The organism is Paenibacillus sp. MY03 (assembly GCF_002165585.1).
Classification (GTDB): Bacteria; Bacillota; Bacilli; order Paenibacillales; family Paenibacillaceae; genus Pristimantibacillus; species Pristimantibacillus agaridevorans.
In genome coordinates this window covers 456,256-474,294 of record NZ_MXQD01000004.1, presented here as the reverse complement: position 1 = coordinate 474,294, position 18,039 = coordinate 456,256, and the positions used below count along the sequence as shown (strand labels likewise).

At 53.7% G+C, this 18,039-nt stretch carries 19 protein-coding genes and 1 riboswitch; of the genes, 10 read left to right on the top strand and 9 right to left on the bottom strand.

Annotated elements, in window-relative coordinates; genetic code table 11:
• Positions 1-259: 259 nt before the first annotated feature.
• From B1748_RS04575 to B1748_RS36720, 8 genes are all read left to right on the top strand, one after another.
• Positions 260-1,729: an ABC transporter substrate-binding protein gene (locus tag B1748_RS04575; protein ID WP_087566670.1), complete on the top strand. Its 1,470-nt coding sequence runs from the start codon at positions 260-262 to the stop codon at positions 1,727-1,729.
• Between the two features lie 3 nt (positions 1,730-1,732).
• A complete protein-coding gene (locus B1748_RS04570; RefSeq protein ID WP_087566669.1) occupies positions 1,733-2,425 on the top strand; it encodes an ABC transporter ATP-binding protein in 693 nt (230 codons plus the stop codon).
• Complete coding sequence (locus B1748_RS04565) at positions 2,388-3,437, top strand: efflux RND transporter periplasmic adaptor subunit (RefSeq protein WP_256975523.1); 1,050 nt, start codon at positions 2,388-2,390, stop codon at positions 3,435-3,437. Before B1748_RS04570 ends, B1748_RS04565 begins: the two co-directional genes overlap by 38 nt.
• Positions 3,434-6,235 (top strand): ABC transporter permease, encoded by a 2,802-nt coding sequence (locus B1748_RS04560; RefSeq protein WP_087566668.1) that lies wholly within the window; start codon positions 3,434-3,436, stop codon positions 6,233-6,235. Before B1748_RS04565 ends, B1748_RS04560 begins: the two co-directional genes overlap by 4 nt.
• A gap of 2 nt (positions 6,236-6,237) precedes the next feature.
• Positions 6,238-7,164 (top strand): ATP-binding cassette domain-containing protein, encoded by a 927-nt coding sequence (locus tag B1748_RS04555; protein ID WP_087566667.1) that lies wholly within the window; start codon positions 6,238-6,240, stop codon positions 7,162-7,164.
• Complete coding sequence (locus B1748_RS04550; RefSeq protein WP_087566666.1) at positions 7,161-7,799, top strand: RNA polymerase sigma factor; 639 nt, start codon at positions 7,161-7,163, stop codon at positions 7,797-7,799. Before B1748_RS04555 ends, B1748_RS04550 begins: the two co-directional genes overlap by 4 nt.
• A gap of 193 nt (positions 7,800-7,992) precedes the next feature.
• Entirely contained in the window at positions 7,993-9,030 is a 1,038-nt protein-coding gene (gene galE, locus B1748_RS04545; protein ID WP_087566665.1) for a UDP-glucose 4-epimerase GalE, read from the top strand.
• Between the two features lie 116 nt (positions 9,031-9,146).
• A riboswitch (cyclic di-GMP riboswitch) is annotated at positions 9,147-9,231 on the top strand.
• A gap of 13 nt (positions 9,232-9,244) precedes the next feature.
• Positions 9,245-9,406, top strand: a complete 162-nt coding sequence (locus tag B1748_RS36720; RefSeq protein WP_179215383.1) for a hypothetical protein — start codon at positions 9,245-9,247, stop codon at positions 9,404-9,406.
• A gap of 10 nt (positions 9,407-9,416) precedes the next feature.
• Here B1748_RS36720 and B1748_RS04540 read toward each other — a convergent pair whose 3' ends face one another.
• From B1748_RS04540 to B1748_RS04515, 7 genes are all read right to left on the bottom strand, one after another.
• The gene (locus B1748_RS04540; protein WP_087566664.1) at positions 9,417-9,746 is read right to left on the bottom strand and encodes a helix-turn-helix domain-containing protein; all 330 of its coding nucleotides are present in this window, start codon (positions 9,744-9,746) and stop codon (positions 9,417-9,419) included.
• Between the two features lie 139 nt (positions 9,747-9,885).
• Positions 9,886-11,688 carry an ABC transporter ATP-binding protein gene (locus tag B1748_RS04535; RefSeq protein WP_087566663.1) on the bottom strand — a complete coding sequence of 601 codons (1,803 nt, stop codon included), beginning with the start codon at positions 11,686-11,688 and terminating at the stop codon, positions 9,886-9,888.
• Between the two features lie 11 nt (positions 11,689-11,699).
• A complete protein-coding gene (locus B1748_RS04530) occupies positions 11,700-12,158 on the bottom strand; it encodes a lasso peptide biosynthesis B2 protein (protein ID WP_087566662.1) in 459 nt (152 codons plus the stop codon).
• Entirely contained in the window at positions 12,121-12,438 is a 318-nt protein-coding gene (locus B1748_RS04525) for a lasso peptide biosynthesis PqqD family chaperone (protein ID WP_087566661.1), read from the bottom strand. Before B1748_RS04525 ends, B1748_RS04530 begins: the two co-directional genes overlap by 38 nt.
• Entirely contained in the window at positions 12,435-13,379 is a 945-nt protein-coding gene (locus B1748_RS04520; protein ID WP_179215382.1) for a phosphoenolpyruvate carboxykinase (ATP), read from the bottom strand. Before B1748_RS04520 ends, B1748_RS04525 begins: the two co-directional genes overlap by 4 nt.
• Before the next feature lie 118 nt (positions 13,380-13,497).
• The gene (locus B1748_RS36295; protein WP_108993708.1) at positions 13,498-13,635 is read right to left on the bottom strand and encodes a paeninodin family lasso peptide; all 138 of its coding nucleotides are present in this window, start codon (positions 13,633-13,635) and stop codon (positions 13,498-13,500) included.
• Positions 13,636-13,676: 41 nt separating this feature from the next.
• Positions 13,677-15,614 (bottom strand): asparagine synthase-related protein, encoded by a 1,938-nt coding sequence (locus tag B1748_RS04515; RefSeq protein ID WP_087566660.1) that lies wholly within the window; start codon positions 15,612-15,614, stop codon positions 13,677-13,679.
• Between the two features lie 304 nt (positions 15,615-15,918).
• On the opposite strand from B1748_RS04515, the gene B1748_RS04510 reads away from it, so the two are divergent.
• Together B1748_RS04510 and B1748_RS04505 are read left to right on the top strand one after the other, a co-directional pair.
• Positions 15,919-16,257, top strand: a complete 339-nt coding sequence (locus B1748_RS04510) for a PqqD family peptide modification chaperone (protein WP_087566659.1) — start codon at positions 15,919-15,921, stop codon at positions 16,255-16,257.
• A gap of 11 nt (positions 16,258-16,268) precedes the next feature.
• Positions 16,269-17,057, top strand: a complete 789-nt coding sequence (locus B1748_RS04505) for a metallophosphoesterase (RefSeq protein ID WP_256975522.1) — start codon at positions 16,269-16,271, stop codon at positions 17,055-17,057.
• A 69-nt stretch (positions 17,058-17,126) separates the two neighbouring features.
• On the opposite strand, the gene B1748_RS04500 is transcribed toward B1748_RS04505, so the two are convergent.
• Together B1748_RS04500 and B1748_RS04495 are read right to left on the bottom strand one after the other, a co-directional pair.
• Positions 17,127-17,405, bottom strand: coding sequence for a hypothetical protein (locus B1748_RS04500; RefSeq protein WP_087566658.1), 279 nt, complete (start codon positions 17,403-17,405; stop codon positions 17,127-17,129).
• A gap of 56 nt (positions 17,406-17,461) precedes the next feature.
• Positions 17,462-17,758, bottom strand: a complete 297-nt coding sequence (locus B1748_RS04495) for a DUF3055 domain-containing protein (protein WP_179215380.1) — start codon at positions 17,756-17,758, stop codon at positions 17,462-17,464.
• Positions 17,759-18,039: the final 281 nt, after the last annotated feature.

Here is an 18,039-nt window from a genome sequence, read left to right as displayed (position 1 = left end):
CTCAGATTAGCGTCCATAGGCGTTAGTAACGCTTATGGTTCCAAAAAGCAGGCGAACGAGCAGCTGTAGTCGTTAAAAACGCAAATGTAGCACAATACACCGCTAAAGGCCTCCGTCAGGCGTTACTTCGTCGTTTCGCGCTCCAGCCGTCCCTCCTTAAGCTTCCTTTAAGCAACTCTAAGCCATTTCTAAGAGACGAACCCCATAATCGTCATGAATGAACAACTATAATAGGATGCGTTGAAAGGGGAAGTAAGGTATGAGGACGGTATGGAATAGGGAACGGAAGCACGGACGGTTAATCGCGATTCCCGTTATTGCTGCGATGCTGGCTGGCTGCTCATCGGGAGGGGAAGGCAAGGACAAGGTGCCGGATCCGGGAGAACCCGTTACGCTCAAAGTCGCTTATTTCAACGAGCAATCTTTTTATCAAAGTTACGGCAACGTGTTTAACGCCAAATATCCGAACGTAGAGTTCGAGATCATACCGACGATGGACGTCTCCATGCAAAAGGATCCCGTACAGGCCATGTCCGATCTCATAGACGCCGAGCAGCCGGATGTGGTGCTGCTGACGATGGAGCAATACGAGACGCTGGCGGCGGACGGGAAGCTGTACGATCTCGACGCGATGGTTCAGCAATCCGGCTTCGATATCGAGAATATCGTGGAAGGTGTCGTTCAATTGCTGCGGGATTCCGGAGGAGGCAAGCTGTACGGTCTGTCTCCATCCTTTAATACGAAGGCGCTCTACTACAACAAGGACCTGTTCGCGAAATACGGGGTGCCGGAACCAAACGACGGCATGACGTGGGAAGAGGTGCTTCAGCTCGCGGCCCGTTTCCCTGCGGACGGAGACGACGAGAGCCGCATCTACGGATTAGCGCCCTCCATGTTCGATCAGAATGCCTTTAAGCTTATTCAGGATATGGCCGCTGCCAAGGGGTTGAATTACTTGAACGCGGACGCGACGGAGCTGACGTTGTCGGATCCGGAATGGAAAGAAATCTTCGAAGCGGTAGTAGGCGGTTATGCGGGGAAAACGGTGTTCATGCCGCAAAACTCCGAGCAGGGTTTCTCGCTGGACGGCATGTTGTTCCAGCAAGGCCGGGCGGCCATGACAGTCGACAATCCCATGCTGATGAATATGAGCAACGGTGGCATGGCGGGCGGTGCCGTTTCGTTCCGAGCTGCGTCGGGGTCGGACGAAGCCGTACAAGAAGTCAAGTCTCCCGAGCCGATCAACATGGGCGTCGTGACGGCGCCGGTGGACGCCAGCGCGCCGGATCAGACCAGCGAATACGAAATCTCCCAAATTTTCGCGATTAACTCGGCTTCCGCGCAAAGCGACCAAGCATGGACGTTTGTCCAATACGTGCACAGCGAAGAAGCGGCAAAGATTCGGGCAAAGACGTCGATGGGACTGGAGTCGAGAAAGGGATACGAGACCAGCGCGAGCGGAGCCGATTTGTCGCCTTTCTATCAACTGAAGCCGTTGCCCAAGGAGTCGACGAATTGGTACCCCAAAGGGTTCCGCAACAGCTTTGCGAAGATAGCGGGAGAGGAGATCGGAGCGGCGGCGAGCGGCAGCAAAAGCCCGGACGAGGCGTTTAAAGATTTGATGGACAAAGCCGTGGACGCGCTGGCAGAAGCGAATTTGAGCGGCGAGAAGGAACGCGGCGACGGCGGATTCGGAGGTATGGCCACTTCCATCTTCATTGGCGGGTAAGTCATGGAGACGGGGAGCATAGTGGAATCGCCGATCGTTCAGCTTAGCGGAGTAGAAAAGTCATTCGGAGCAGGAGCCGCGCGCGTTGAAGTGCTGAAGGGAATCGACTTGACCCTGACGGCCGGCAGCCTGGTTATGCTTAGAGGACGGTCGGGCTCGGGGAAGACGACATTGCTGAACATTATGGGGGGACTGGATCTGCCCTCGGAGGGATCGACAGTCGTGGATGGACAACCGCTTCAGGCTCTTGGCGATAAAGGCCGGACGAAGCTGCGGCAAAGACAGATTGGATTCGTGTTCCAATCCTACGCGTTGCATCCGCTGCTGTCCGTAAAGGAGAACGTGGAGCTGGGCCTGCGCATGGCAGGCACGCCGTCCGGCTTATGGGAGGAGAGAATTAATCTTTGCCTGGAGCTTGTCGGCATGGCCAAGCGGCCGCTGCACCGCCCATACGAGTTGTCCGGCGGAGAGCAACAGAGGGTGGCGATCGCGAAAGCGGTCGCTCCTTCTCCGAAGCTCCTGCTGGCGGACGAACCTACTGCCGAGCTGGATACGGCAATGTCGAAGCGGATATTGGCTCTTTTCCGGCAGCTGCAGGGCGATGGCATGACGATCTGCATGACGACACATGATCAAACGATGCTGGAGGTAGCGGATAATGTTTATGAAATGGCCGATGGCAGGCTGGGGAAGTAAGAAATGGAGGTTCATGCTGGCGTTAGCGCTCACGTCGGTATGGATGACAGCATCGGGCTGCAGTCTGTCCCCCGAAGCGTCGGATGCGGAGCTGATCCAATTGATCGAGCCTCCCAAGCTTTCGAAAAAACCGGAATTTACCGTGGCCAGGGCGGACATAGAGACGAAGGTAAGCGCTACGGGCAAGCTGATGTCCGCCCGGCAAGAAGAACTGAAATTCGGGGGCGAAAGCGGACAGATTTCGGAGCTCATGGTCAAAGCGGGCGACACGGTGAAAAAGGGTCAGACCATCGCGAAGCTTGCGACCGGTACGCTGGAGACGCAGTTAAAGCGCAAAAATATCGAGGTTCGGCAAGCGGAGCTTGCCATGATCGAGAAGCTCAGGGACGACAGCCGCACGCCCATGCAGAAAGAACTTGACGAGCTGAATTTCGAGCTGCTAGTAAGCGAGAGAGATGAGCTGCAGGCAAAGCTGGACGCGTCGGAGCTAACGGCCCCTTTCGACGGAACGATCGTATCCTTCGCGAAGGAAGTCGGCGATATGGCAAACGCGTACGAGACAATCGGCGAAATTGCGGATTGGACGAAGCTTGTCGTGGCGGCGGGGTTCTCCGCTTCCGACCAAGAGAAGATAGCGATCGGCATGGAGGCGCAGGTGCAGATCAATACGCTGGGCAGCTTCAAGGGGAAGGTGTCGCGGATGCCCATTGCTTCCGCTTCGGGCGGGAAGGGAGGAGCGCTCGATGCGTTCGTGCTTATCGAACTCGATAATTTCCCCAAGGACGCGAAGTCCGGCACCCCGCTAAGCGCAGCCGTCGTTACGGAGAGGAAGAAGGATGCCGTGCTCATTCCTCCCGCCGCGCTGCGCACGGGCTCGGGCAGAAATTACGTGCAGGTGGTCGATGCGGAGGGCAACAAACGCGAGGTGGATGTGGAGGTAGGCCTGTCGACCTCGACCGAGGTGGAGATCTTGAAAGGGCTTGAGCCCGGACAGAAGGTGGTTGGGCGATGAAGGGGATGCTCCGGTTCGTCCGGCGAAAAATGTGGAATAACCGGATATTGACGGCCAGCACGATGCTGGGGTTGTTGATTGCCGTAGCGTTTACCGCCTGCATACCGGTCTATACGGAGCATGCGCTAAAGAAATTGATGGTTTCGTCGCTGACGGAGGACGCAGGCTCGGCGCCGCCGGGGTCGCTGCTGCTTCGTTATCAGGCCGCGCGGGGTACGCATACGAAGGTAGAGGAGCTGCAGACGGTTAACGATTATGTCGCGAACCGGCTGCCATCGCAAATCGGATATCCCAGAAAACAATCCGTCGAGGCGTATTCTCTGGCGCAATCGCAGCTTCGACCCGGCGGCGAGGGGAAGGCCGACAACCGCAGACGGCAGATGACGTTAATGTCGCAGACCGGCTTGAAGGAGCAGGTGGAGCTGACGGACGGCCGGATGTACGGGGACGCCTCCAAGGAAGGCCCGATCGAAGCCATCGTATCGGAAGAGGCGCTTGCTCGCCAATTCCTGAAGGTCGGGGATATCTATTCCTACACGGTACAGACGCGTACCGGCAACCAGAAGGCGGAATTCGTCATTGTCGGGGTGTTTCGTCCGAAGGATGAAGCTTCGCCGTACTGGTACCAGGGATTAGCCTCGCTCTCCGGCATGCTGATGATATCTCCGCAAGCCATGGAGGAGAGAGTGCTGGGGGAGCTGGGAGGCAATGTAGCCTCAGCCAATTGGTACGGCTTATACGAACTGGCGAATTTGGATCGCAGCGACTTGGCGCGTCTCGAGAACAGCATGAAGCGGCTGGAGAGCGATCTGTTCCGAATGCTGCGCGAGCTGCGCGTCGATATAAGCTTCCTTGGACTTATCGAGAAGTTTCGGAGCGAAGACGTCAAGCTGCAGGCGCAGCTTGTTGCGTTGGCCGTGCCGATGCTCGCCATGTGTTTCTATTTCATCTATATGAACGCCGGTCAGGCGCTGGAGCGGCAGCGCAACGACATTGCCGTTCTCCGGAGCCGGGGCGCCCGGATGCGACTGATCTATGGAATCTTCCTCCTGGAGAGTGCCATGCTGGGAGCGATCGCCTGGCTGGTCGGCATGCTGCTGGCGATCGGGATGGCGCGCGTCATGGTGTGGACGGACGGCTTTATGCAATTCCAGCCGGGCAAGGAAGCGGCGGTCGACTGGAGCGTCTTGTCCGGCTGGTATGGCTTGGCGGCCGTCGTCGTTGCCATAGTCGCGGGCACGCTTCCGTTAGGCTCGTTCGGGAAGCAGTCGATCGTGGCCTACAAGAAGCGGCAGGCGAGGAGCGACCGGCCGCCGCTGTGGCAGCGATGGTATCTCGATGCGGCTCTGCTGGCGCTGGCTGGGTTAGGTTGGTACGGCTTCGAAAGCGGACGAGTATTGACCGGGGGCGCAGGAGAAGGAGGCGCAATGCAGGTGCAGCCGCTATTTTTTCTCATTCCCGCGGCAGCCATGTTCGCAGCAGGACTTGTCGCCTTAAGGTTGTTCCCGCTAGCGCTGCAACTGTTGCATTCGTTGTTCCGACGCATGCTGCCGGTTTCGCTCCATCTGGTATTCGTTCAGCTGTCGCGCTCGCACCGCTCGTATTATCCGCTGATGCTTCTCCTGATCATGACGCTGGGTCTCGGCATCTTCCACGCTTCCGCCGCTAGAACGATGGATCGCAATGAAAGCGAAAGGCTCCTGTACGGCAACGGCGCCGATGTCGTGCTGCAGCCCGTATGGGAAGGGGAGGTCCAACTGTTTGACGAGGAGGGCAACTATATTCCGGAGGATCAGCCTCGGGATACCGTCTACACGGAGCCTCCCCAGACACCGTTCGAGAATATGCCGGGGGTGAGATCGTCGGCTCGCGTCCTGCAATTGGAAGGCGAACTGTCGATCGCGGGCAAGGGACTCGGCAAGGGCAAGCTGATGGGCATCGATAATGCCGATTTTGCCCGGAGCTCTTGGTGGCGTATCGACCTCTACGAGAGCGCCCATCCTTTCACCTTGCTTCGCTGGATGGGCGAATACGAGCAAGGCGCGATTATTTCCGGCATGTTTGCGGAGAAACACGGCTTAAAGCAAGGCGACCTTCTCCAAATGACGGTGCAAGGCACCCCTATCGAATTAGTGATCGCGGGCATTTCCGATTATTGGCCGTCTCTGGATCCCGACACGCCTTTCGTCGTTGCGCATTTGGATTACTTGTACGAGCATATCCAGCTGACCCCTTACGCGTTGTGGCTTGACATGGAGGATGACGCCAAGGCAATGCCGATCGTCGAACATTTGCGGGCCCAAGGCATAGAGACGTCCACGCTTAGCGACGCGCGCAACGAATGGAAGCTGAGAAAGCTCCTGCCCGAGCGGGAAGGTACCTATGGCATCCTGTCGCTGGGATTTATCGTCTCGGTGGCGATTTCCTTTATCGGTTATTTGCTTTTCTGGGTATTCAGCCTGGCAAGGCGTACGGTGCAGCTCGGCATCCTGCGGGCGACGGGGTTGATGCGCGGCCAGTTGACGCTCATGCTGTTGCTGGAGCAGCTGCTCACGACAGGTCTCGCGATCGTTCTGGGACTTGGCATCGGCCGAGCGGCGAGCCGGCTCTTTATCCCGTTCCTTCAATCGGGAGCGAGCGGTCAAGTACCGCCGTTCGTTATCGTTTTCGATTTAAAGGATACCATGCAGCTTCTTATCATCGTAGTAGCCATGATTACGGTTGGGGGGAGTCTGCTGATCGCGCAAATCTTGAAGCTTCGTGTTCATCAAGCGGTTAAGCTGGGAGAGGAGAGATAAGGATGATCCAGTGCGAAGGATTAGTGAAAATATTCAAGTCGGACGATGTGGAGGTCGTTGCTCTGCAGGGGCTTAATCTTCAAGTGAATGCGGGCGAAATGATTGCGATCATCGGCAATAGCGGAAGCGGCAAGTCGACGCTCCTTAACGTGCTTGGCGGCCTTGACGTCCCTACTGCCGGCAAGGCCTTGATCGGCGATTGGGATCTTCTGCAGATGACCGAGAAGGAGCGAGTATTCTATAAGCAGCGTACGGTCGGCTTCATCTGGCAAAATAATTCGCGCAACCTGCTTCCCTATCTGACCGTGCTGGAGAATGTGGAGACGGCGATGATGGTTGCGGGGCGCATTGACGAGACGTATGCCAAACAGCTTATCGAATGGGTAGGGCTGACGCATCGCAGCGGCAATAAGCTGGTTCAGCTGTCGGGAGGCGAGCAGCAGCGCACGGCCATTGCCATCTCCCTCGCGAACCGCCCGTCGCTGTTGCTGGCGGACGAACCTACCGGATCTGTCGACGCGGGGACCGCGGATACCATTATGGGCATCTTCCGCAAGCTTAACGAAGAGACCGGCGTCACGATCGTCATCGTCACGCACGACATGGGTCTTGCGGGCAAGGTAGATCGCGTCGTAGCGATTCGCGACGGGATGACCAGCTCCGAGCTGATTAAGCGGGAAGCCGAAAGAGGGCAAGAAGGGAAAGCTGCGGAAGACTCAGCCAACGAAGCAGCTGAAGTATCCGCCGGAGCGTTCCGCGATTACGAGGAATACGCTGTCGTGGACAGGTTCGGGAGGCTGCAAATCCCGGCTGAGTATAGGGAGCGGCTTGCCATCAGAGATAAAGTCAAGTTGATCGTAGACGATACCGGAATTCGGCTGGAGCCTCAAGCGGCGGGGGACGCAACGGAAAGGAGAGACTCGTCATGACGAGCGGAAACGCATTCGAAGAAGCCGTTAAGCCCTTGCTGCGGGAGCTTCGGCAATATTGCGTCTATTTGACGGGCTCGACCTGGGACGGAGAGGATCTGTTGCAGGAGACGGTGGCGCTGGCATTCCGTTATTATAAGCGGCGGGGAGAGATCAAGGAGATACGGCCTTTCCTGATGAAGGTCGCAAGGAACAAGCGGATCGACGGGTACAGGAAACGAAGGATACGCGAGACGTCTGACGATTTGGCACTGGAAGAGGGGCGCCGGGACAGCTGCTATTTTGAGATCAATGGTTGGATAGAATGGCTGGCCGCCAAGCTGCCCGCCAATCAATTGAAAGTCTGGCTGCTCGCCGATTATTTCGGCTATACGATGAACGAGATTGCCCAAGGTCTGGGGTACACGATGTCCGCCGTCCGATCCCTGTTATTCCGCGCGCGGGAGAAATTGCGGTCATGTCGGTCCGGGAGCGAAATCGAGCCAGGCGAGATCAACGCGGACACTCAACGGGGGACTTCTGCTAAGCATGTCTCTTTAAATGGAATGAAGATATTGATCGAACGTTGGGCAAACGGGATTATGAAGGACGATCCGCAAGACTTGTTATTAAAGGCAGCCCGAACAGGATCTTAAGGATTGCGAGCCGTATGCCTATTGCCCTCTTGCCGCTTCTAAAGGCGGCGGGAGGGCTTTTGTTTATTATACAAACTGTATCATGTTATAGCAGACAAAAGAACAAACGTATGTTACAATGTTCTTAATTAAGAACAACATAACTATAAAATGTTCTTTGTAAGGAATTCAAGCTGATCGGAGGAGTTCTGCAATGGCCATATTAGTAACAGGCGGAGCGGGATATATCGGAAGCCACACCTGCGTCGAGTTATTGAGTCAAGGGAAGGACATCGTCGTCATTGATAATCTGTCCAATAGCCACGGAGAAGCACTTCGTCGGGTAGCCGAAATCGCAAACAGGTCTTTCCCGGTCTATATCCAGGACTTGGTGGACAGGGAGGCGCTGCGGACGGTATTCCGCAATCACGACATCGAGGCGGTCATCCACTTTGCCGGACTAAAGGCCGTTGGAGAATCGGTGCAGCTGCCGCTTAAGTATTACCATCAAAATCTGATGAGTACGATGACGTTATGCAGTGTGATGGAGGAGTTCGGCGTCCGCCGGCTGCTCTTTAGCTCGTCTGCTACCGTATACGGCATGCCCAAGCAGGTGCCGATTTCCGAGGAAGCCCCCGTGGGGGCCATTAATCCATATGGCCGAACGAAACAAATGATCGAGCAAATGCTGGATGATCTCGTATGCTCCGATCCGCGTTGGAGCATTGGCATTCTTCGTTACTTTAATCCCGTCGGCGCACATGAGAGCGGCCGGATCGGCGAGGACCCGAGCGGAGTGCCGGGCAATCTGATGCCTTATATCGCGCAGGTCGCGGTGGGCAAGCTCAAGGAAGTTGCCGTATTCGGCGACGATTACGATACGCCCGACGGTACGGGCGTCAGGGATTATATCCACGTCGTCGATCTGGCGCAGGGGCATCTTAGGGCCATCGATAAGCTGGCTTCCGCCGCAGGCATCCATGTTTATAATCTAGGCACGGGATGCGGCTATAGCGTATTGGAGATGATTCGGGCTTTCGAACGGGCGTCGGGTAAAACGATTCCATACCGAGTAGCGGCAAGACGGCCAGGCGATATTGGTGCCTGCTACGCCAATCCGAACAAAGCGAATGCGGAGCTGGGTTGGCAGGCGACGCGAGGCATCGCGGAGATGTGTGCGGACGCCTGGAGGTGGCAGCTAGCTAATCCGAGAGGTTACGCGGGCAGCGTCGTATACGCAGAGCCCATCTGACGATTATAAAAAAATTCGACAAATTGAGAAGCAATCTCTCAAAATCCGGAGACAGAAAGCGACAGCATCTTCGTTCCAGATAAGCTATTATTTGGTTTGTGGACAATTTGGATACATATTATATGGGAGACGAAGAAGTGCGTTTAGTATCTGGGCACCTTACAACGCATGGAGTCAGTGGTGCAACCGCCCCAACGAAGTGGGGGATTTTAGGATGACACGATTTATATCGGACAACCAGCAGGATTTGGATGCGGAGTGGGTAGAGCTTATGTTAAGCGCGCGTTCGAAGGGACTCACGACGGAAGAAGTGAGCAAGGTACTGCGTATCCTTCAGGAGCAGGGGCAATCCATTATTAAAGAAAACGCTGTATAAAAATACAGCGTTATTCGCGGTTAAATTTCCACTTATTAAATTCCAGAAATTCCTTGAATTGTTCCTTGCTTACGCCGGAAGCCATCGCTTCCCGAACTAAATTCTCCCAATCCCGGTCTAAGTGGACGGCGCTGCCTTCCGCTTGTTCCTGTCCTACAAACTCCTCGACAGGCACGCCAAGCACTTCCCCGATCTTCTCAAGAAACTGAATGGAAGGGTTCTGCTGAAGCCCTCTTTCGATGGAGCTCAAATACGATTTCGCAACCCCTGCTCTTTGGGAGAGCTCAGTTAACGAAAAACCTTTCCGTTTGCGAAACATTTGAATTCTTTCTCCAATCATAGCAGATGCCTCCTTGGCCAGCGCAATAGCAACAATATGAATTCTATTATAACGAATATGTTGCAATTACGAAAGCAAATGAATGGAGTTTGGTTCATTTGATGCAAAGGAACAGGACTAATTGGAATTATAAGTAAATTTAAAACGATGAAACATGGGCGGAAGACATCTTGTCAAACGATTTGCCTAAGTAACTGTCACGATCGGCGGCCAGATTCGCAAAATCTCCTTCCTCTACGATCCGGCCTCCCTGGAGCACATAGACCCGGTCGGCGCCTCTCAGCGTGGTCAAGCGATGCGCGATAACGATAATCGTCATGGACCCTTTAAGACGGTCGATGGCTTCTTGAATATTGCTCTCATTTTCCGTATCGAGGGCGCTGGTCGCCTCGTCCAGCACTAGCACGGAGGGCTTGCGGATAATGGCTCTCGCCAGGACAAGCCGCTGCCGTTCGCCGCCGGATAAGCGGACGCCCCGATCGCCGATGACGGTATTTAGTCCTTCCGGCAGCCTGGCTACGAAGTCCGCGCAGGATGCGAATCGAAGCGCTTCCCAAATCTGTTCATCACTTGCGTCCGGCAGGACCAGCGTCATGTTTTCCCTGATCGTTGCGTTGAACAGGAACGGGTCCTGGGGGACATAACCGATCGACCTGCGATAAGCGGCCAGCGTGTCGCCGACTAGCGGCGTGCCGTCTACGACGATTTCGCCCGCGCTCGGGTCCATTAGTCCCATAATGACGTCGATCAGCGTGCTTTTGCCTGCTCCGGACGGTCCGGCGATTGCGGTCATGGAGCCGGCAGGTAAGGTTATATCGACGCCTTGGAGCGAATAAGGGGAATCGGGACTGTATTGAAAATGGATATTGCGGCACTGGATGCCGAGTTTGACCGTCAGGGGGGGATGTTCCCCGGCAGCCGGAGCAATCCGTTCCGTGGCTTCTTCGCATTCCTTGCGCAGCGATGTGACGGCCCTGCAAGCCGGAGCCATGGACGCAATCGATTCCAGATTGGCTTGGATGGCCGTGAATCTCGGCCAAAGCCGGGCGAAGATAACGGTAATCGTAAGCAGTTGAATGCCTTGCGTCTTGAAGAGAAGGAACGCAGCTAAAATGAAGCCTGCAACCAGGAGCGTGGAAGCCAGCTTATAGACCAGTTGGGAGTTCATTCGCAATGTAATATAGGACACTTGCTCGCGCAGCATGGCGCCTGTAAGCTCATGCATCCACGCCAGCCGGGACCGTTCCAAAGAATTGCTCTTAATATCTTTGATGCCAGTAATTCCGTCGGTAATGCCAGACATATATCGCTGAGCCAGTTGGGAGGTCTGGCTGCCAAGCTGCTTTGCTCTGCGGATGAAGCTGCGGGAAAGCAGGCCCAGCAGCGCGCCGCAGATCAGGACGAACGCCGTCAGCATGGGAGAGATCCAAAATGCTACGCCGATCTGGATCCCCGTAAAGATCACGGAAGCGGCCAGTTGAAAAGACGTATTAAGCGCGCCAAGAACACGAGCTAATTCGATTGTAAGGACGTTGATGAGATCCGAACCGCGCTTGCGCAAGAAGTAAGGCCATCCCGCTCCGAGCAGATCGCGGTAGGTGTCTTGGCGAAGCTCGCGGACATAACGATGCTGCAGCTCGACATTCTGAATCATGACGCTGCGGTAAATAAAGCTTTGGGCTATGGTCGTCGCGGCATAAATAAAGAGGACGATACATAAGGCTGTAACCGTGGAGAAGCCGCTTAATAGCTGGCCTATCCATGCAAAATATCCTCCGCCGACGTCCAGGCTGACCAGGCCGATGAGACCTAATAGAGGGACGAGGAGAAGGATGCCGACACTCTCCAGCATGCTGGATGCGACCATGCCGAACAGATTCACATATATCGCGGCTCCAGAATAAGACAACATTTGTTTCATATATTTCCATACCTCGTGCATGGGGCACCTCTCTAACCGGCCCTGCGGGCGTGTTTGGCGAATTTCTCGACGACGACGAACTGATTCATAACCTCGTGCCCGCTTACATACATAGATCCGCTGCGCAGCCAAGCGTGCGCGATCAGCTTGCCGTGCTCATCACGTGCGGTTCCGAGATACAAGGTGCTTGAGATGCCGCGGCGCTCAAGCATTTGCATGCCGGCCATCGCTTGCACCATACATTTGCTCTCCCATGGCGTATTTCGGCTAATGACGGCAATGGCGGATCGGATATGTTTAAGCGTCTTGACATGTCGCTCATCGGAGTCGAGAGAGGTTTCTTCGCTTTTAGCCCCAAGTCCCGGCGCAATCTTGGCGAATTTGCGGCGAAACTTCAGCTTGGCCCATCCCAAAAAAAGAAAAGCCTCTATTAATAAGAGGACGGTAAGCCGATCAAACGTTAGCAGCGTTCTTATTCTCTTCGTTAACAAGGAGCAATCCTTCCCCTCGAAGCTGCTCCAGGAACGAGAAAACTTGCTCCGCGCATGCCGAGTCGTCCACGTCGAATTCTTCTGTCAATCTGTCTACCAACGCTCCTACAGACACGGGGTCATGGATGCAGTCCCATATTCGGCCGCCGATTTGGCCCAGATTATAATAATTGCCGTTCTTTACGTTGAGCATAACTTTTTCTCCGCCCATATCGCTCACTATATTTTGTTTGCAGGAGGATACAACATCGGTTAAAGTCAGAGGCATGATTGACATCATAACAACATCTCCTTTTTTGTCGATTGAATCATGAGTCGGTACAGGAAGGCGAGACTGTCGCCGTCAAACGGACGGGATAGCCGGAACATGTCGATTCGCCCTGCGAATCTGGACAATGTCCGGAAGTGCCACTCCATAAGTCCGAGCGGTTCCAAAAGAAAACCTCGAAAGGTATGCCGGAGCAGCGCGTGAAAACGTTCCAGCCCTGCGATAGGAACGATCTCAGCATTTTTATCGTGTTTGGTGAGTTCGAATACGCCCGCTAACGGCAGCGGCGTATCCAGAAATGCGCCTTCGACCGGGACGGCGAACTTCGTTTCCCGCTTGTAGATGGGTTTTAAGCCTGCGGTGGATTTGCCTAGCAATTGCATGGACTCCTGCCATATTTTTTGCTGCGGATAGGCAGGCATGACGATGGGGTTGCCTCCTTCGCCAATATGAACGGCGATAAGATCGTCGCTAAGCAGCTCGTGGCCTCGCTCCATGAGGTAGGAGGAGAGCGTCGACTTGCCCGCCCCGGATGCGCCGACAATGGCGTAAGCCTGGCCTTCAATGGCGACCGCGCTGCCATGCAGCGGGAGAATCCGCTTCTGCATCAGCAGAATGCCCATACAGCTGCCAAGCAAATAAAGTTTGATTTTGTCCTCATCGGCCGTGGGGGAAGACGAGACCTCTATCGTACGGCCGTCCTTGATACCGAAGATGGCCGTATCCGGCACGCGAATAAGAACACTGTTTTCTCCTACGGCAAGAAATTCGTTTACTTTCGTAAGCTCCTGCCACAGCTTCTCGAGAGGCTGGCGAGTTATAACCACATCAGGCATGTTTCCATTCATACCGCTGTCGGTACTGTCGATTAAGCGAAGCTCAGGCAAGCGGAACTCGCTCTCGATGATCAGGCCGAACGAGCGATAACGTGTCGTCTTCTCCGGTATATTCATCGTAATCACTCCCTGTTGTCGTTAATGGGTCGCAGCCCGTCAGGCGGGCCGCCCTTGTACGATGATGTACAAGGGCGGCCCGTACAGTTGCGGCAGAACGAATGCAAATGACGACGGACTAACTGTAGTGGATGACTTCCGTCGGATCCGGTTGAATATCATCCGGCAATCTGACACCGGGTCCGGCCATTGTCATATTGACATTCAGCACCTCCAACTGCGGTTGCTGCCACGACTTTTTCGTTTGTTTTTCCATATAATCACCTCCTCTCAAGCGCTGAATATGACTTGCGGGCTTTAACCGCAACGCTGCAGGAATCGACGCAATATAACGGACCGCATCAGAATGCGGAATTCGTTATCGAATACGATCTCCGGTCGCGGCGAGGCTTTAACGGCATGCCAAGCGTGGTTTAGCCCCTTCACGTCCAAATAACCTGCGATACGGGGATCATCGATCGTATCCCTGAATTCCTGCACGAGTTCATTCCATGCCGGAAGCATGCGGTATAAACCGTCTGCTCCCTGGATGCCCCTCACTTGCTGATTCAGGCGAACGGAGTCGGGCAAATAACCGGAAGTTGCCCTCCGTATCAACGAGCGGCCGTAACCGTTTTGCACATACTGGTTCTCCGGCAATGACAAGCAGAACCGTATAACTCTAAGGTCATTAGTAGGATCGCGGTCCCACAACGAGTGGCGCAAGGATTGCATGCAGCCTACCTTGCCGGTTACCGTCCAGTAATAGGGCTTCTCGAATTGCTTGCGTCTGACATCGTACACGTTCTGTGAAGGATCGCCCCAGAAGTCGTAGCCATGCTCCCTTAAGCGTTCATATACATGGGTTCGTTCGGCGAACTCCGGATGAATCCATTCGGGCAAACCATCTCTTTGCTGAGAGTCGCTCCGACCAGAAAGGCGAGGGAACGCCTTGCGAGTAATGACGCGCGACATCTTTTTCCTGCTGACTCCGATGTTCTCGCAGAAGGAATTAAATTCTTGATACAGCGTAATCAGCTTGAATTTGCGCAGCAGCTCCACATGATAATCTTGGACGGGTCCCCAGGAGATCGTCCAATTGCCGCGGCTGCCACTGAGCAATACGCCCATGCCCGCTTCGCTTGCTTTTTCGTAAATGCCCTTCGTCCAAAATGAATTTTCGTAAAATTTATACGGCGACTCCAGAATATCCAGCCAGTCGTCGATTGCCGAGAGCGGATCATAGTTCGGAAAGTCATAATAACTGTCCTGAATATTGCCTACATAATCTACGGTTGCTTTAATGTTGTCCCGCTCGTTCGCAATCCGGCTTTTTGGCGTCCAGTCCGTGAAACCTTCGAGCGGCACGTAGCTGAACGTGTACAGCGTTTTATTGTGATTCTGCAATTCACGGGCAGCAAAGCTCGCGACAGATCCGGAATCCAATCCGCCGCTTAACTTGGAGCCGGCCTTTTTGAAGGTGCGAAGCTTGGAGGAAACGGCATTCCGGAATACGTCGCGGAACGCCTCTACATATTCCTCGTTGGAACGCAGAATGAGCTTCTTTTTCGTCGTAATCGTGCAATATCTGGCGAAGGAGAGGCGGCCGTCCCGGAGAAGGAAGCTATGGGCGGGAGGCAGCTGTCGGATCGATTTATATACAGTAGAGAAAACGTCGACCGATTCCGTCGAGATCGGAATTGCCAGAAACTCGGATAACCATAGTTCGTTCAGTCCGCGCTCTACGCCAGGCAGCGACAGCAGCGGCGCAATCGTCGTGCTAAATGCCGCGAATTCACCCGTAGTCGTGTAATAAAGCGTACGATTGCCGGAGAAGTCTCGCGCGCCGAACAAAGTTCGTTTTCTGGCATCCCAGATCAAGAACGCGAAATCGCCGACAAGGTACGCAGGACTTTCGTATCCCCACTTCTCGTAAGCAAGCAGCAATAGACGGCTGTCTGTCACGGCAGCCCGCTCCGATGCATGAATATGCAGGAGATCGAACAATTCCGTGCGGTTATCAATAATAGCGTCGGCCGTAATGGCGAGGCCGGATGCTTCATCCCAAGATGGAAGCCGCTCCGACAGCGATTCCGGAGTAATCCATTGGCCGTGGCAGCCAAGGAAGACATCATTTTGCTGCCACATGCCGACATAATCGGCCGGAAATTTCGCGAAACCATCCATCACGCGAGGACCGTATTCAACAGCCAAGGGCTGCCCGTTCAAACTGCAAATGCTACTGATTGCGCTCATAAGCCCTCCAAGTTGTTCTTGTTATAGAACAGTCAGACGAATAAGTGAACATCCCGTAAATATAAGGATATATCAATTGTTTATTTCAAATTAATTCGTTCTGAAAATCGTATAAAGTACGTTTTGTTCTTTATTAAGAACTCGAGATAAGGTTATCATCAACGTTATTCGTTGTCAACAGTTCCAAGCAGATTTTGAGGGGAAAACTTGGAACCGAGAAGGACATTGACAGTCTGGAAGATCGAATGATAAAATTTTTACGATCGTTCTTTATAAAGAACGAGTGGGAATAGAGGTGTTTGCATTGCATACAGCTTCGGAATTGTTTATGCCGGGAGAACCCGCGTTCTCGCTTTCCTTATTCCTGCCTATTGTAAGGCTGGAAAGCGGGAGGTGCGTCGAGGGAGGGAACGCCGAAGGAGCGTTGTCCGTGTTGTGGCCGGATCGGAGCCTGGCTTTTTACTTTAACGAAACGGGGAGCCGCATCTGGGGACTCTTAAGGGAATCGGTCACGGTCGGCGAAGTTGTCAACGCGCTTCTGATTGAGTATGATATTGATCGAACGACATGCGAGTCCGAAGTATTCGGCTTTCTCGCTAAGCTGTCCGGGGAGCGCTTGATTCAATTCGGCTTATCCTTCTAGGACGCAGGGAGGTGCTCAAGCGGCTGAGTGATCTTATAATCGTGCTGATTGCCTTAATAGGCATGTCGGCGCTCTTCTACTTATTATTGATAATGCCGACGCAATGGCTCAAAATCGAACGCGTCGCTCATCCTATTGGCCTGGGAAAACGTTTTTTGCAGATCAGCGATCTTCACGTCGATATGCTTCGAATTGGACCTGATAAGATGGAAGCCGTCGTCCGGGCGGAGAAGCCGGATTATATCGTGCTTACAGGTGATTATACGTACAGACGGGAGTATTTGCCCAGGCTGGCTCTATATTTGAAAGCCATTACTGCGGTCGGGGTCCCTGTCTATGCCGTGCTCGGCAATCATGATTACCAGCAGCCGCGCCCTCGGGAGATGTTGACGCTGTTCCGGGAGCAAGGCATTGCGATATTAAGGAACGGCAGCGTGTCGCTTCCCGAGTTTACATTGATTGGCATTGACAATTACAGTACAGGGCATAGCCGAATATCGGAGGCGTTCCTGAACATCGAGCGGAGCAAACCCGCGATCGTCATTACCCATGACCCTAATGTCGTATTAAAAATGAATCAAAATTATGATTATTTGATGGCAGGACATTTCCATGGCAAGCAGTTCAATATTCCTTTTTTCTTTAAGTTGAAGCCGAAGGGTCCGTTGTCTCAGCGGGGAATCTATCGTGGCCTTCATAGAAGCGAACAAGGAGCTTATTATATTTCGAAGGGAATCGGTCAGGCCGGCGTAAACGCAAGGTTTATGGTACGGAGCGAGGTGACGGTTCACGAACTTTGAAAATCGGCGCCCGGGGGCAGCCGGCACATGCCGGCTGCCACTACGGGCGCTCTTTAATGCGAATAGGGCTTACGGCTCGTCATGCACCTCGGGAACGCCAGCTCGATAATCGTCCTCGCCGGGATACTCCCGCGGCAGATCCTTGTGCAGCGACTTGTTCTCATAGCCGTAAGCGCTCTGTTTATGCTGCCCCATCCGCCAAGGCGAGCTTTTGCCAAGGGATTCTCTAAGCAAGTCCGAGCCGTAGGGTCCTTCGGGAAACTCCTCCGCGATCAGATCATTCTCATGAGATTGTTCGGTCAATAGCTTATCGTGATAATCGCGGTCGTCATAATCACCGTGAAACACTGGCTGTTTCCTCCCTGAATAAATAGTCATGGTTGTACATTAATAACGTACCCCGATTAATCGGTAAAATTCACCGTGCCAACGACAAAATATAAAAATTGCCTCAGCTCATCGCCTTCTTCCTCCGTCAGATTGAAGACATGTTCCAAATAACCTTCCTCTTCGAGATCGTCAGGACCGATGATGGCCGTTTTGCCGAACTGCAGATCCGTTACAAGCTTCTTGCCATAAAAGCGATTGGTCGTCAAGATGGCGAGGTCGAACCGCTTTAGGCCGGGCGTAATAAAAGTGACGAATCTGGTGGACGTATCCTCCAAGGAATCCGACAAAAAATCATAATTGGGCAGCTGCATAGAAATCCCTCCGTTAATGGATGCTGGTAGTCATTATACCCTACTCCTCGGGAAGCCGGCAGTGCGAATTTAAAGAGGGTACTGATAACCGAACTTTTTGAACACGCATTTAAAGTGTGCATGGATGTCCGTTCAGTTTCTGCTTGTAAATCTCTTGATGATATGGTAGCATGTAACCAATCGAATAGACGAACGGACTGTGTGATAACGAGGAAGCACCTCTTTTGCCATATTGGCGGAAGAGGTGCTTTTTTTTGTTCAAATATAGGAAAGTATATGAT

Excerpts from the sequence above, each read along its gene's own strand:
- B1748_RS04525 (WP_087566661.1), bottom strand. The coding sequence starts at position 12,438 with ATGATGTCAATCATGCCTCTGACTTTAACCGATGTTGTATCCTCCTGC.
- B1748_RS04550 (WP_087566666.1), top strand. The coding sequence starts at position 7,161 with ATGACGAGCGGAAACGCATTCGAAGAAGCCGTTAAGCCCTTGCTGCGG.
- B1748_RS04555 (WP_087566667.1), top strand. The coding sequence starts at position 6,238 with ATGATCCAGTGCGAAGGATTAGTGAAAATATTCAAGTCGGACGATGTG.
- B1748_RS04540 (WP_087566664.1), bottom strand. The coding sequence starts at position 9,746 with ATGATTGGAGAAAGAATTCAAATGTTTCGCAAACGGAAAGGTTTTTCG.
- galE (WP_087566665.1), top strand. The coding sequence starts at position 7,993 with ATGGCCATATTAGTAACAGGCGGAGCGGGATATATCGGAAGCCACACC.
- B1748_RS04575 (WP_087566670.1), top strand. The coding sequence starts at position 260 with ATGAGGACGGTATGGAATAGGGAACGGAAGCACGGACGGTTAATCGCG.
- B1748_RS04560 (WP_087566668.1), top strand. The coding sequence starts at position 3,434 with ATGAAGGGGATGCTCCGGTTCGTCCGGCGAAAAATGTGGAATAACCGG.
- B1748_RS04520 (WP_179215382.1), bottom strand. The coding sequence starts at position 13,379 with ATGAATATACCGGAGAAGACGACACGTTATCGCTCGTTCGGCCTGATC.
- B1748_RS04515 (WP_087566660.1), bottom strand. The coding sequence starts at position 15,614 with ATGAGCGCAATCAGTAGCATTTGCAGTTTGAACGGGCAGCCCTTGGCT.
- B1748_RS04570 (WP_087566669.1), top strand. The coding sequence starts at position 1,733 with ATGGAGACGGGGAGCATAGTGGAATCGCCGATCGTTCAGCTTAGCGGA.
- B1748_RS04495 (WP_179215380.1), bottom strand. The coding sequence starts at position 17,758 with ATGCAGCTGCCCAATTATGATTTTTTGTCGGATTCCTTGGAGGATACG.
- B1748_RS04565 (WP_256975523.1), top strand. The coding sequence starts at position 2,388 with ATGTTTATGAAATGGCCGATGGCAGGCTGGGGAAGTAAGAAATGGAGG.
- B1748_RS36720 (WP_179215383.1), top strand. The coding sequence starts at position 9,245 with ATGACACGATTTATATCGGACAACCAGCAGGATTTGGATGCGGAGTGG.
- B1748_RS04535 (WP_087566663.1), bottom strand. The coding sequence starts at position 11,688 with ATGCACGAGGTATGGAAATATATGAAACAAATGTTGTCTTATTCTGGA.
- B1748_RS36295 (WP_108993708.1), bottom strand. The coding sequence starts at position 13,635 with ATGGAAAAACAAACGAAAAAGTCGTGGCAGCAACCGCAGTTGGAGGTG.